Below are 12,525 nucleotides of genomic sequence, written 5' to 3' on the forward strand. Positions count from 1 at the left end.
ACCGAACACCCCGAAGCGGAGGACGCGTTGACCGCTGTCGTCGAATCCGTCGATACGTCCCGGATCTGGTCGCACCAGGCACTCGGCCTGCACGCGCTCGTGGACGCCGCCGGGGCGGTGAGGCTGGGCGGGGACGGCGAGGACTGGGCCCGTCTGGTCCCCCTCGTGGAGGTCACCGCCACCGGCCACGGGCGCATGTGGTCGGGGGAACGCTTCATCGAGACGGCCGTCGGCGACCGCCTGACCTACCGCGGGCACGAGACGGTCCACGACGGCGGCCTGGAGCGCACCACGATCCGGCTGTCGGACCCCGTGACCGATCTGGCCGCCGACGTCACCCTGGAGACCGCCGCGGACGCCGCCGCCCTGCGCGCCCGTGTGCGCCTGGTCAACGAGGGCGGCGAACCGCTGCGGCTGGAGAGCGTGTCCACCCTGACCCTGGGCGGTGTCGCCGACGCGGCAGGCGGCCTCGACGGCCTCACCCTGCACTGGGCCGACAACGACTGGCTCGCGGAATGCCGTTGGCGGCAGGCGCCCTTCCGCGAGCGGGTCGTCCCGCTCAGCCGGTCCGCCCACGGGCACGAGGGCCGCGGCTGCTTCGAACGGTACTCGCAGGGAAGCTGGTCCACCGGCCGTCATCTGCCCCTGGCCGCCCTCACCGACGGGCAGGGCCACGCCTGGCTGTGGCAGATCGAGTCCAGCGCCGGCTGGCGCTTCGAGACCGGCGAACGCGAGGGCGCCGCCTACCTCGCCCTGTTCGGCCCCGACGACGCCCACCACCAGTGGCACCACACCCTGGCCCGCGGCGAGGAGTTCCACACCGTCCCCGCCGTCCTGGTCAGGGCCCGGACGGGCGGCCTGGACGCGGCCTTCGGCCACCTCACCGACCACCGCCGGGCCGTCCGCCGCGAGCACCCCGACCACCGCGCGCTGCCGGTCGTCTACAACGACTACATGAACACCCTGATGGGCGACCCCACCACCGAACGGCTCCTGCCGCTCATCGAGGCGGCCGGGCGGGCCGGCGCGGAGGTCTTCGTCATCGACGCCGGCTGGTACGACGACGCCCAGGGCTGGTGGGACGCCGTCGGCGCCTGGGAACCCGCCCCCCGCCGCTTCCCCGGCGGCCTGCCGGAAGTCCTGGACGCCGTCAGACGCCACGGCATGACCCCAGGGCTCTGGCTCGAACCCGAAGTCGTCGGCGTCCGCAGCCCGTTGGCCCGCACCCTGCCCGACGAGGCGTTCTTCCGGCGCGGCGGCCGGCGCGTCACCGAGCACGGCCGGCACCACCTGGACCTGCGCCACCCGGCCGCCCGCGCCCACCTCGACCGGGTCGTGGACCGGCTGGCCGGCGAGTGGGGCGTCGGCTACCTGAAACTCGACTACAACATCAACGTCGGGCCGGGCACGGAGAACGGCGGCGAGAGTCCCGGCGCCGGCCTGCTCGGACACCACCGCGCCCACCTGGACTGGATGGCCTCGCTCCTCGACCGGCACCCGCGTCTCGTCCTGGAGAACTGCGGATCGGGCGGCCTGCGCATGGACTACGCCCAACTGGCCGTGACCCAGCTGCAGTCGACCAGCGACCAGCAGGACCTCCTGCGCTACCCGCCCATTGCCGCGGCGGCCCCCACCGCCGTGACGCCCGAGCAGGCGGCCGTGTGGGCCTACCCCCAGCCGGAGCACACCCTCGACCAGATCGCCTTCACCCTCACCGGCGCGCTGCTCGGCCGTGTCCACCTCTCCGGTTTCCTCGACCGCATGAACGACGAGCAGTTCGCCCTCGTCCGCTCGGCGCTCGCCGTGTACAAGGAACTCCGGCCGCGGATCGCCGAAGCCCGCCCCTTCTGGCCCCTGGGCTTGCCCGCCTGGGAGGACGAATGGATCGCCCAGGGGTTGCGCGGGCGGGACGCCACCCACCTCACGGTCTGGAGACGCGGGGCCGCCGCCGCCCAGGCGCCGGGCCGGGACCGCGAGCGCACGCTCACCGTCCCCCATCTGCGGGGCGCGCGTCTGCGTCCGGCGGTGCTGTACCCCACCACCGCCGACGCCGTCGCGCGATGGGACGCGGCCTCGGAGCAGCTCACCGTCTCCCTGCCCCGCGCCGACACCGCCGTGCTCCTCGAACTCAGGCCCGCCGCGTCGGAGTGACTTGGGGGCGCTGACGCCGGTCCCCGAACAGGCCGATCACCCGGAGGGCCGGGAGTCCCGGCGGCCCGTGGCTCCCGCGTCCGACGGGAATGCGCGCCCCCCACCGGCGAGGTTCGGCCGGTGGGCTGGGGCGCTCGCTGATAGTGGCCCCATGCGCAGGATCCCGGCACAGCAGCCACCGCACGAGCGGCGCCCGTGATCCGGGGCCGACCGTCCATGCTGACGCGCGTGGTGCTGGCGACGACCATCGGCACCGCGCTGGAGTGGTACGGCTTCATCCTGTTCAGCACCATGAGCGCCCTCGTGCTGAACCGGCTGTTCTTCCCGCCGGGCGACCCGGTCGCGGCGACCCTCGCCTCCTTCGCCACCTTCGCGGTCGGGTTCCTCGTCCGGCCGCTCGGCGCGCTGGTCATCGGCCACCACGGGGACCGGCTGGGCCGCAGGAAGATGCTGGTCATCACCCTCGTCACCGTCGGCTCGGCCAGCACCCTGATGGGTGCGCTGCCGACGTACGAGACCGCCGGGGCGTGGGCCCCCGTACTGCTGGTGGTGCTGCGGATCGTCCAGGGGTTCGGCGCGGGCGCCGAGTACGCGGGCGCCTCCCTCACCCTCGCCGAGTTCGCGCCGCCGGAACACCGCGGGCGCTACTCCGCGATCCCCCCGGCCGGCGCGGCGCTCGGCGCGCTGATCTCGGCCGGGGCCGTCGCCGCCGTGTCGACCCTCCCTGCCGACGACTTCCTCGCCTGGGGGTGGCGCATCCCCTTCCTGGCCACCGTGCTGGTCACGGCGACCGGCTTCTACATCCGTGTGAGCGTCGCGGAGAGCCCCGTGTTCGAGGCGGCCAAGCGGGAGCGGGGAGTGGCGCGAGCACCCGCCGTGGAGCTGGCCCGCAGCGCTCCGCGCACCCTGATCGCCGGCGTGGTCAGCAGTGTGGGGCCGAACGTCGCCGCGTACATCCCGGTGGTGTTCGCCCTCGCCTACCTCACCGAGCAGCTCGACGTCTCCCGCACGGACACCGTCGTCGGCGCGCTGGTCTACTTCGCGTGCAGCGCGGCGGCCATGCCGATGGCCGGGGCACTGGCCGACGGAATCGGCCGGCGGACCGTCCTCGCGGGGGCCATGGTCGCTTCGGCCGTGTTCGCCTTCCCCTTCTTCTGGCTGCTCGGCACCCGGGACGTCGCATACGTGTGGTTCGCGTTCGGCGTGAGCGGGCTGCTGCTGGGGGCACAGCTCGGCGCGCAGGCGGGATTCCTCGCCGAGCTGTTCCCGACCAGGACCCGGTTCAGCGGCGTGGCCCTCAGCCGGGAGCTCGCCGCGGCGGCGGCCGGCGGCACCGCACCCCTGGTCGCGGCGGCGCTGCTGGAGGCGGCCGGGGGAGCGCCCTGGCCCGTGGTCCTCTACATGAGCGCGCTGCTGTTGCTCAGCGCGGTGGCGGTGGCGCTGACACACGGGTGACGGCGGACCGGCAGTTCCTCAGCCCTTGACCGCCGAGCTGGCGACGCCCTGCACGAACCATCGCTGGAAGAACGCGAAGACGATCAGCACCGGCAGCACCAGCAGCACGCCGAAGGCGAGCACCTGGCCCCAGTCCACGGGCATCTGGCCCTGGAACACGCTCATCTCCAGCGGCAGCGGACGCACCGAGGGGTCCGACACCATCAGCACCGGCCAGAGGAAGGAGCCCCACTGGGTGAGGAAGGTCAGGATCGCGACGGAGGCGAACACCGGCCTCGACATCGGGACGATGATCGCGAAGAAGGTGCGCCAGGGCCCGGCGCCGTCGATGCGGGCGGCCTCCTCGATGCTGGGCGGGATCGAGCGGAAGAACGTGGCGAACTGGTAGACGGAGAAGGCGTTGGCGACGAACGGGGCGGCCTGGACCCAGACGGTGTTGCGCTGCTCGTTGAGCAGGTAGAACAGCGGGACCGCCACCGCCTCGAACGGGACCAGCATCAGCAGCAGCACGAGCGCGAAGACGGCCTTCTGACCACGCCACCGCAGTCGGCACAGGCCGTAGGCGGCCATGGAGTTGACGATCAGCCCGCCGAGGACGACCACGGTGGACAGCAGCAGCGAGACACCCATGAAGCGCCAGAAGTAGCCGGTGGCGTCGGAGTCGAAGCTGTCCAGGACGGCGGCGTAGTTGTCGAACGACAGGTGGGTGGGCAGGAAGCCGGTCAGACCGCCGAGCACCTCGTCGGACGGCTTGAAGCTGCCGAGGACGAGGTAGAGGACGGGCAGGACGAAGACGAACGCGAGCACGCCCAGGACGGCGTGGTCGAGGAAGCGGCGCAGGGGTGCGCGGGTCTGGGCCATGGGGGATCAGTCCTCGTTGCCGGTGCGGACGGCGCGGCGCTGGATGAGGGTCAGGGCGACGACGATCAGGAAGAACACGACGGTGATCGCCGACGCCTGGCCGATGTTGTTCTGGTCGAAGGCGGTGGTGACGGCCTGGTACATCACGGTGCGGGTGGCGTCCTCGTCGAGGCCGCCGCCCTTGACGAGGACGTACACCTGGTCGAAGACGCGGAAGGACAGCACCGAAGTGAGCAGGGCGACGAAGACGAGGGTGCCGCGGATGCCCGGCAGGGTGACGTGCCGGAACTGCTGCCACCGGGAGGCCCGGTCGAGCCGGGCGGCTTCGTAGAGCTCGCCGGGGATCTGCTGGAGGCCGGCGAGGAGGATCACCATCTGGAAGCCCACGCCCTGCCACACGGACAGCACGATGATCGAGGCCATGGCGGTGAGCCCGTCACCGAGCCAGTCGAAGGCGCCCCAGTGGCCGAAACTCACGGCGTGCAACGCGGAGTTGAGCAGACCGTCGCCGCTGCGGGCCAGGATCAGCCGCCAGATGACGGCGACCAGCGCCATGGGGAAGACCACCGGCAGGAAGAACAGGGACCGGTACACGCCGATGGCCTTGAGCTTGCGGTTCAGCAGGATCGCCAGCGCCAGTGCCAGCCCGGTCTGCAGGGGCACCACGAGCACGGCGAAGGTCAGGTTGTTCAGCAGGGCCCGCAGAAACGGGCCGGAGAGGTCGGGGTCGGTGAAGATCCGCCGGTACTGCTCCAGACCGAAGAAGCGGGGCGGCAGCGGGGAGCCGAGGCGCACGTTGTAGAAGGAGAGCACGACCGCGTAGACGAACGGCACGCCGACGAAGGCGATGAGACCGCCGAGGGCGGGCGCGGACATCAGCAGCCCGTGCAGCCGGTCACGGCCGCGGCGGCCGGTCCGCGCGGGCCCGGTCGGCTTCGGGAGCGGGGCCGCCTTCCGGCCGGCGGGCGCGGCGGGTGCGGGATTCACGGTGGTCACGGTAGAAGTCCTCTTCCGGGCCGGGAGGGCGGGCGTCGGTAGCGGCGCCCGCCTTCCCGGCTGCTGGATGCGGCTAGGGCAGCTTGTAGCCGTCGTTGTCCGAGAAGTCCTGGTCGATGGCGCGGGCGGCCTTGGCCAGGGCGGTCTTCGGGTCGGCCCCGCCGTAGACGTCACTCAGCGCCTGGCTGAACTTGGCGGTGACCGTGGGGTATCCGGCGGTGACCGGGCGGGTCACGGCCACGCACGACGTGTCGATCCGGGAGTCGCCGCACGGCTCGGCGAGCTGGTCGGCGAAGAGCTGGAGCGGGCCGCCCCGCTGGTACAGGGCGCTCTTGGCGAGCGCGGACTTCGTCCCGGGAGGGGCGCCGTTCGCCGTGGTCATCGCCGCGACGTTGGCGTCGTTCAGCAGGGAGTCGAGGAACGCGCCGGCCGCCTTGGCGTTCTTGGTGTTCGCGCCGATGCCCCAGGCCCAGGAACCCTGGCCGGTCTTCGGGCCGTTGCCGAAGTCGGGCATCGGGAGCACCACCAGGTCATCGCCGAGCGCCTTGCTGTAGGCCGGGTACATCCAGTGCCCGACCCAGCTCAGCGCCACACGGCCCTTGGCGAAGGCGTTCTGGTCGGTGTTCGGGTCCGTGTACCGCTTCCAGGACTGGAACGTCTTCAGCGCCGCCGCCACGGCCGGGGTGTCCAGGGCGCCTTCCGCCTTGCCGTCCTTCAGCAGCGAGCCGCCGGCCGACCAGACGAGGGGGGCGAAGCCGTAGGTGCCCCACTCGTTGGCGAAGCCGCCGCTCTCCTGGAGGTCGAGGCTCTTGCCGTCGGGGTCCCCGGCGGCCAGCTTCTTGACGGCCGCGGTGAACTCCGCGGCGGTCCAGGCGTTCTTGACGCCGGTGGGGTACTTGATCCCGGCCGCGTCGAGCAGCTTCTTGTTGCCGTAGACGCCGAGCCCGGAGTCGTACATGCCCAGGCCGTAGTGCTTGCCGTCGATCTCGCCCTCGGCCTTGATGGCGTCGGTGGCGTTGGCCATGGTCGTGCTGGAGACGTACGTGTCGATCGCGGCGAGCTTCCTGTTGTAGACGAAGTTCGCCATGGTCGGGCCGTCGAACTCCAGCACGTCCGGCAGCTTGGAGGCGTCGGTGGCGGTGATGGTCTTGGTGTAGTCGCTGTCGGGGATCAGGGTCAGCTCGACCTTGATCTTGTCCTGGGAGGCGTTGAACGACTTCACCGCGTTCTGCACGGCGGCCGCCTCACTCGCCTGGCCCTGGTGGGCCCAGACGGTGATGGTCCCGGTGCCGCTGCCCTTCTCTGCGGTGGTCCCGGCACCGTTGCCGCCCCCGCAGGCGGCCAGGGCGGCCAGGGGGAGGATCAGGGACAGGGCCGTGCCGGCGGTCCGGCGGGTTCTTGCGCTTCCGGCGTTCACGGTGGGTGCCTCCGGGATGGGGTGCGGGAGAGAGGGAGTGGTGGGGAGGTGTGCGGCGAGGACCGGCCGGCGCTCCGGGCCGTACGGTCCCGTAGGCGGTGTCTGTGTCATGCGGACCGCCTCGGTGTCTGCTCGTCGTCGGGGCTCGGCTCCTTGACCGTGAGGGGGAGCAGTTCCCAGGCCTCGACCGCGAAGTCCAGTCGGGCACCGGGCGCGCTGCGGGCCTGGAGCCGCCACGGGCCGTCGCCCGTCGGGTAGAAGCGCAGGGTGAGCACCTGGCCGGTGGAGGTCAGGAACACCTCGGCGACGGAGTGGTCGACGACGACGCGCAGCTCGACCGGCCGGCCGGTGGGGCAGGGCATCCGGTGGGAGCCGCCGCGGGCGCGGTCGTCCCGCGAGGCGTGGTCGCGGTCGACGACGAGTTCGCCGGCGTCGGGGTCGAGACGGATGTCGAGGTACTCCGAGCCGTCCGGGGAGGTCAGCAGCCGCAGACCGGCCGCCGTCCCGGAGTCCAGACGGGCCGTCAGTTCGAAGGAGCGGCCCACGCCGCCGAGTTCGACCGGCTGTGCTCCTCGGGCGACGCCTTCGGCGTGGACGGTGTGCTGCCCGCGCAGGGCGAGCAGTTCGGCGGCGGGCCGCTGCCGCAACGTGCCGTCGGCGTGGACGGAGATCTCGCGGGGCAGGGTCAGCACCCCGGCCCAGCCGTCCGCGGCCGCCCAGGACTGCTCACGCGCCTCCCACGACCAGCCCCACAGCAGCCATCGCCCGTCGGGGGCGCGCAGCAGCGCCGGCGCGTAGCAGTCGGGGCCGTGGTCGACGAGGACGGGCGAGCCGGACTCCAGGCGAGTGCCGTGTGCGTCGTCGCGTTCCTCACCGATCAGGGCTGCGACGCAGCGCGGGCCGTCGTCCTCGTTCCACGCGCTGAAGAGGAGGGCGCCGGGCCGCCCGGATCCCGCCGGGAGGTACTGGGGGCACTCCCACCCTTCACCGGTGTGCTGCCCGGCGTCGCCGACCGGCTCCGGTTTGCGGGCGTCGAGGGGACCGAGGTACGTCCATGTCTCCAGGTCGGGTGACTCGTACAGCAGGGCCGCGCCGCGGCCGTCGGCGAGGGCCGCGCCGACGAGCATCCGCCAGCGGTCGTCCTCCCGCCACACGTACGGGTCGCGGTACATGGTGCAGTCGTCGGGGAGTTCGGGGATGAGCAGGTCCCGGCGCGGGGTGAAGGTCCGGCCGCCGTCGACGGAGACGGCGGTGGTGACCGGCTGGTGCTGGAGTGAGCGGTCCCACCGGTTCGCGGAGTAGAAGACGACCAGCCGGTCGCCGTCGGAGACGGCGTTGCCGGAGAAGCAGCCGTCGGCGTCCTCACCGCCGGGCGTGGGGGACAGGGCGAGGGGCAACCGTTCCCAGCTCAGCAGGTCGGGGCTGCGGAAGTGGCCCCAGTGGATGTCGGCATGGGTGGCGCCGTTGGGGTTGTACTGGTGGAAGACGTGGTAGTGGCCGTCGTGGAAGACAAGGCCGTTGGGGTCGTTGATCCAGTTCCGGGGTGGACGCAGATGCGCGACGGGCCGGTACGGGTCGCGGGACGCGGTGGACACACATGTGCCTTTCGGTGTGTACGGAGCGAGGAGCTCCGCCGGCATGGCGGCAAGAGGGCGCGACGGCATGAGGACATGACGGCAGGGAGCTGTGACGCGTCATGTCCCGCACGGGCTCACTGAGGCATGAAGTCATGGACGCGTGAAGTCATGGAGCATGAAGTCACGGACACATGACGTCAGGGACGCGCGGAGTCAGGGAGCATGACGGCGGCAGCGAGGTCCGGCACCGCGCCGGGGGAGCGGCGGGACGGCCTTGCCGTCAGTACGCCCGCGGCGCCCGCGCTGTTCGAGACTCTCGCCGTACTCGCTGTTCTCGCGGCTGCCGGGCCCAAGTGCCCGCGGCGCCGGGGTGGTTGCCGGGCGGCGTCAGCGGACCGTGCCGGCCCGGTGGTTCGTCGAAATCCTCGGGGGACATGTGTGTACCCTCACTGTGTTCATAGTGCTGACAGGGATGACGACCGGTCACGACGGTCGCCTGTCATGGTGTGAAGTGCTTCGCCGTCCCGGGGTCAGAGTCGGGGCGGCGAAGCGACCGATGCCCGCGCCACCAGCGGGCAAAGCAGCATCTCCTGGGTGTCCGGGCCCGGTGGCCGGCCCGGTGTCTCGGTGAGCGCGAGCAACTGGGCCACAGCCCGTGCCCCCATCTCGTAGTGCGGCAGCTGGACCGTGCTCAGCGCGGGGTGGACGGCCTCGCAGACCAGCTCCTGGTTGTCGAACCCGATGACCGACAGGTCGTCGGGGACGGACAGTCCCAACTCGGCGGCGGCGCGGTAAGCACCGGCGGCCATACGGTCGTTGAAGCAGAACAGCGCCGTGGGGCGCCGCTCCGCCGTCAGCAGGCGCCGGGCGGCGCGGTAGCCCGCGTCGACGTCACCGGCGGTCGTGCCGAAGGGCACCGCCGTCTCGGCGGCGACCAGCGACGGGTCGTAGGGGACGCCGACCTCGGCCAGCGCCCTGCGGTAGCCCTCCAGACGGCCCTGCTTGGCGGGCAGGTCGACGGTCTGCACGGTCACGCCGATCCTGCGGTGCCCGTGGTCGGTCAGCTCCCGCACCGCCGTGCGGCCGCCCTGGACCTCGTCGGGGATGACGAAGGGGATGGCGGGGTCCTCGGCGCGCGCGTCCAGCAGCACGGTAGGCGTCGAGCCGAGGCTCGCCGGCACCCGTACGTCCCGGTGGTACATCGCCGCGTACAGCACGCCGTCCACCTGACGCTGGAGCAGCATCTCGATGCTGGTGCGCTCCAGTTCGGCGTCACCGCTGGTGTTCACCAGCAGCAGCACCATGCCCGCGGCGGCCGCGGCCTCCTGCGCGCCGAGGATCATCCGGCCCGCGTGGGGGGTGGTGGCGATCTCGTCGCTGACGAAACCGATGGTCTGCGAACGCCGCATCCGCAGTCCCCGGGCGAGGCCGTTCGGCGCGTACCCGAGTTCCCGGGCGACCTGGAGGACGCGCTCCCGCGTCTGCGCGCTGGCCCGCTTGCCCTCGACCCCGTTCAGGATGTGCGACACCGTCGCGGTCGACACACCTGCCGCCGCGGCCACGTCCTTGATCCCGATCCGGCGTGCCATGAAACCTGCCCGAAGTAGTGGATTCCGGGTTGGTAAATCGTTTAGCCAACCGCGTGCACATGAGAGTGCCGACGGCTGGGGCTCCTGTCAATGGCTCGTGAGGTAACTGTTTCGCCCATGTGTCCGGCGAGGCCGTGCCTCGCCGGACCGGCGCCCCGCGGCGGCCGGGGAGCGCGCGTCCCTACAGCGGGCGGCTGCACGTCGAGGCCGCGGGCGGCTGCACGTCGAGGCCGGCGACGAGCCTGGCAGCTCCCGGCTCACCGTCGAACTGCACACCCGGCACGTCGAGGGCGAGCGGGTCGACCACGGCCTGCGGGAGGCGCTGAGCGGGCTCAGGAACGCGGTGGAGAGCGCCGAGCGCTGACGGGGGCGTCGGATTCGGATGCGGGGGCCCGTGCAGGCGAGCGCGGGGCATATGCCGGAAAAGGTGCCGAGAACAGCTTTCCGGGCCTTTTCCGCACGGACCGTGTCGTGCGAAGCTGCCGTTGCCGGTTCCTTGGCCCTCCCGTCCGGCACGTCGGCGGCTTACGGTGGAAGACGCAACCTCTGCCGGGCCTGCGGCGCACCCCGTGCCGCAGCCACGTGCCGGCTCAAGTCGGCACGATGCGGAGGTGTGCCGTGTCCGAAAACAGTTGCTTCTCTCCCCTCGGCGCGAACGTCGAGGAGTCGTGGCCGGCCCGGACGTGGCTGCGGGACGCCGCCTGCGTCGGCGAGGACCCCGAGCTGTTCTTCCCTCTCGCCGAGCGGGAATCAGATCCCCAGGTCGCCCGAGCGCTCGCGGTCTGCCGACGGTGCCGCGTCCTTCTCGCCTGTCGCTCATGGGCGATCGAACAGGGTGAGGACGCGGGCATCTGGGGCGCCACCACCGCCGCACAGCGCCGCGCCATCAGCAAGGAGGTGCGGGACGGCGGCCCGGCCCCCCGGGCGTCGTCGGCGTGGCGGTCGACGCACGTGCGGGACCGAACGCCGTAGCGGATGGCAGGCAGGCCTTACGGTCTGCCTGCGTGCCTGCGTGCCTGCGTGCCTGCGTGCCTGCGTGCCTGCGTGCCTGCGTGCCTGCGTGCCTGCGTGCCTGTGTGCTTGAACCGCATGAGCGACCTGTGCGGCCTCTGCGTCCACCGGCCCGGCGGGCGCACGGGCGCCCACGCGTGCCCGTACACGGGGGGCTACTGGGCCTTCCTCGACCGGCACCGCTCCCTTCTGGAGCGCAACCAGTGGCCGGCACACGGCGAACGCGCGGCCTTCCGCGTCCTGCGGTTCGCCCGCCGCGCCGTGATCGACAACTTCCGCCACCTCTCCTGCCGGCCCCGCCTGTCGGACACGGAGGACTGGCTGTCGGCCGCCGAACGCGCACAGCCGCGCGACCTGCCCGGCTTCGACGACGGCATCGCCCTCGCCGAACTCCTGGACGCACTCCCCGCCGACCGCCGCGAGGCCTTCGTCCTCGGACTGGGAGACGGTCGTGCTCGCCGCCCGGGAGCGCGCCCGCGCGCGGCAGACCCTCATGATCGAGCGCTTCGGCCTGTCCGGGGACGTGCAGTACGACTGGTCGATGGACGACGCGCGGATCACCTGGTCACGCGACGGAGAGGTGTTCCTCACCGGCCGCCTCACGATGATCGGCAGCGTGAGCCTGGCCCGGCAGACGTGGCTGTGGTCCTGGGCGAACGACTCGCTGCCGCACGCTGTCCCGGGCGACATCGAGCGAGTGCGGCAGTACGGCGAGCGGAACGACTACCCCGTCCTTCCTTGGCGCGGCTTCGACCACCACCCCGATCTTGTCACGGAGGCCCGGACGGTCGCGGCCGCCGTCCTCGACGCCGAGGGGCTGTGGTCGGAGTACATGGACGAGGTGCGACTCCACTTCATGATCCACGGCTTGGCGCGCACGAGCCGGCACCCGAAGTGAGTGCCTCTACGACTCGGCGGGAGTGTGCCATGGAGATCACCGTCCAGAGGGATACGGACGTCGTGGACCAAGAAGTCCCGCGGCGGACAGGCCGCCTCGCGCAGGAACGCGGCGCCGGTCGGCTTCGTGCTGCCGCACGCCGGGACCGGCACCTCCGCACCTGTGATCCGGATGCACGAGCGTGACGGCTTCGAGCCCTTCGAGGCCCGGGAGGATCGCCGCAAAGTCGATGTCCGGCTTCGGGAGGAGGACGGACGCCTCAGCGTCTTCCCCCGGGTCCAGCCCGTGTTCGGCCTGCCTCCCCGGCCCCGACGCCCCCCGCCGGTGCGGCTCGCTCCCGGCCAGTGGGTGCGCCGGCAGCTCAACTACCGCTTCAGCAGCGCGACGGGGATGCGGGACCGGGTCGTATTGGCTCGACACGTCCAACATCGCCTACGGCCCGGTGAAGGCCGATGTGTTCCTGTCCACGCCGACCATCTCCGTGGATGAACAAGGCCCGCTGCGCAGACCCCGATCCGAAACCAGCAGATCGGTGGAGAAGTTCCGCCGTCCTGCGACAGCCTCAGGAGA

Annotated in this window: 10 protein-coding genes and 2 pseudogenes; 6 read left to right on the forward strand and 6 right to left on the reverse strand. The window is 72.1% G+C overall.

Features of this window, described 5'->3' with window-relative positions; translation table 11 throughout:
• Positions 1-27 precede the first annotated feature (27 nt).
• Together ACIOC0_RS16135 and ACIOC0_RS16140 are read left to right on the forward strand one after the other, a co-directional pair.
• On the forward strand, positions 28-2,151 hold the full coding sequence (locus tag ACIOC0_RS16135; protein WP_402155629.1) for a glycoside hydrolase family 36 protein: 2,124 nt from the start codon (positions 28-30) through the stop codon (positions 2,149-2,151).
• A 228-nt stretch (positions 2,152-2,379) separates the two neighbouring features.
• Positions 2,380-3,606 carry an MFS transporter gene (locus ACIOC0_RS16140; protein ID WP_402155630.1) on the forward strand — a complete coding sequence of 409 codons (1,227 nt, stop codon included), beginning with the start codon at positions 2,380-2,382 and terminating at the stop codon, positions 3,604-3,606.
• Between the two features lie 18 nt (positions 3,607-3,624).
• On the opposite strand, the gene ACIOC0_RS16145 is transcribed toward ACIOC0_RS16140, so the two are convergent.
• The 6 genes from ACIOC0_RS16145 to ACIOC0_RS16170 form a co-directional block, all read right to left on the reverse strand.
• Positions 3,625-4,467 (reverse strand): carbohydrate ABC transporter permease, encoded by an 843-nt coding sequence (locus ACIOC0_RS16145; RefSeq protein ID WP_351094057.1) that lies wholly within the window; start codon positions 4,465-4,467, stop codon positions 3,625-3,627.
• A 6-nt stretch (positions 4,468-4,473) separates the two neighbouring features.
• Positions 4,474-5,463 (reverse strand): carbohydrate ABC transporter permease, encoded by a 990-nt coding sequence (locus ACIOC0_RS16150; protein WP_402155631.1) that lies wholly within the window; start codon positions 5,461-5,463, stop codon positions 4,474-4,476.
• Positions 5,464-5,536: 73 nt separating this feature from the next.
• Positions 5,537-6,991 carry an ABC transporter substrate-binding protein gene (locus ACIOC0_RS16155; protein WP_402155632.1) on the reverse strand — a complete coding sequence of 485 codons (1,455 nt, stop codon included), beginning with the start codon at positions 6,989-6,991 and terminating at the stop codon, positions 5,537-5,539.
• Entirely contained in the window at positions 6,988-8,475 is a 1,488-nt protein-coding gene (locus tag ACIOC0_RS16160; protein WP_402155633.1) for a glycoside hydrolase family 32 protein, read from the reverse strand. Before ACIOC0_RS16160 ends, ACIOC0_RS16155 begins: the two co-directional genes overlap by 4 nt.
• Positions 8,476-8,987: 512 nt before the next feature.
• A complete protein-coding gene (locus ACIOC0_RS16165) occupies positions 8,988-10,046 on the reverse strand; it encodes a LacI family DNA-binding transcriptional regulator (protein WP_389037950.1) in 1,059 nt (352 codons plus the stop codon).
• A gap of 181 nt (positions 10,047-10,227) precedes the next feature.
• The gene (locus tag ACIOC0_RS16170) at positions 10,228-10,461 is read right to left on the reverse strand and encodes a hypothetical protein (RefSeq protein ID WP_402155634.1); all 234 of its coding nucleotides are present in this window, start codon (positions 10,459-10,461) and stop codon (positions 10,228-10,230) included.
• 203 nt (positions 10,462-10,664) lie between these two features.
• On the opposite strand from ACIOC0_RS16170, the gene ACIOC0_RS16175 reads away from it, so the two are divergent.
• The 4 genes and pseudogenes from ACIOC0_RS16175 to ACIOC0_RS16190 form a co-directional block, all read left to right on the forward strand.
• Positions 10,665-11,018 (forward strand): WhiB family transcriptional regulator, encoded by a 354-nt coding sequence (locus tag ACIOC0_RS16175; RefSeq protein WP_402155635.1) that lies wholly within the window; start codon positions 10,665-10,667, stop codon positions 11,016-11,018.
• Between the two features lie 276 nt (positions 11,019-11,294).
• Positions 11,295-11,492: pseudogene (locus ACIOC0_RS16180) on the forward strand (RNA polymerase subunit sigma); the annotation flags it as partial.
• Positions 11,493-11,508: 16 nt separating this feature from the next.
• Positions 11,509-11,955, forward strand: coding sequence for a DUF6882 domain-containing protein (locus tag ACIOC0_RS16185; protein ID WP_402155636.1), 447 nt, complete (start codon positions 11,509-11,511; stop codon positions 11,953-11,955).
• A 29-nt stretch (positions 11,956-11,984) separates the two neighbouring features.
• Positions 11,985-12,460, forward strand: a pseudogene (locus tag ACIOC0_RS16190) (hypothetical protein); the annotation flags it as partial.
• Between the last annotated feature and the right edge of the window lie 65 nt (positions 12,461-12,525).

The sequence above is a fragment of the Streptomyces sp. NPDC088254 genome (assembly GCF_044740925.1).
In the GTDB taxonomy this organism is placed as follows: domain Bacteria; phylum Actinomycetota; class Actinomycetes; order Streptomycetales; family Streptomycetaceae; genus Streptomyces.

Bases quoted from the DNA above. Each gene is read 5' to 3' on its own strand.
- ACIOC0_RS16145 (WP_351094057.1), bottom strand. From the start codon at position 4,467: ATGGCCCAGACCCGCGCACCCCTGCGCCGCTTCCTCGACCACGCCGTC.
- ACIOC0_RS16170 (WP_402155634.1), bottom strand. From the start codon at position 10,461: ATGCCCCGCGCTCGCCTGCACGGGCCCCCGCATCCGAATCCGACGCCC.
- ACIOC0_RS16155 (WP_402155632.1), bottom strand. From the start codon at position 6,991: ATGACACAGACACCGCCTACGGGACCGTACGGCCCGGAGCGCCGGCCG.
- ACIOC0_RS16165 (WP_389037950.1), bottom strand. From the start codon at position 10,046: ATGGCACGCCGGATCGGGATCAAGGACGTGGCCGCGGCGGCAGGTGTG.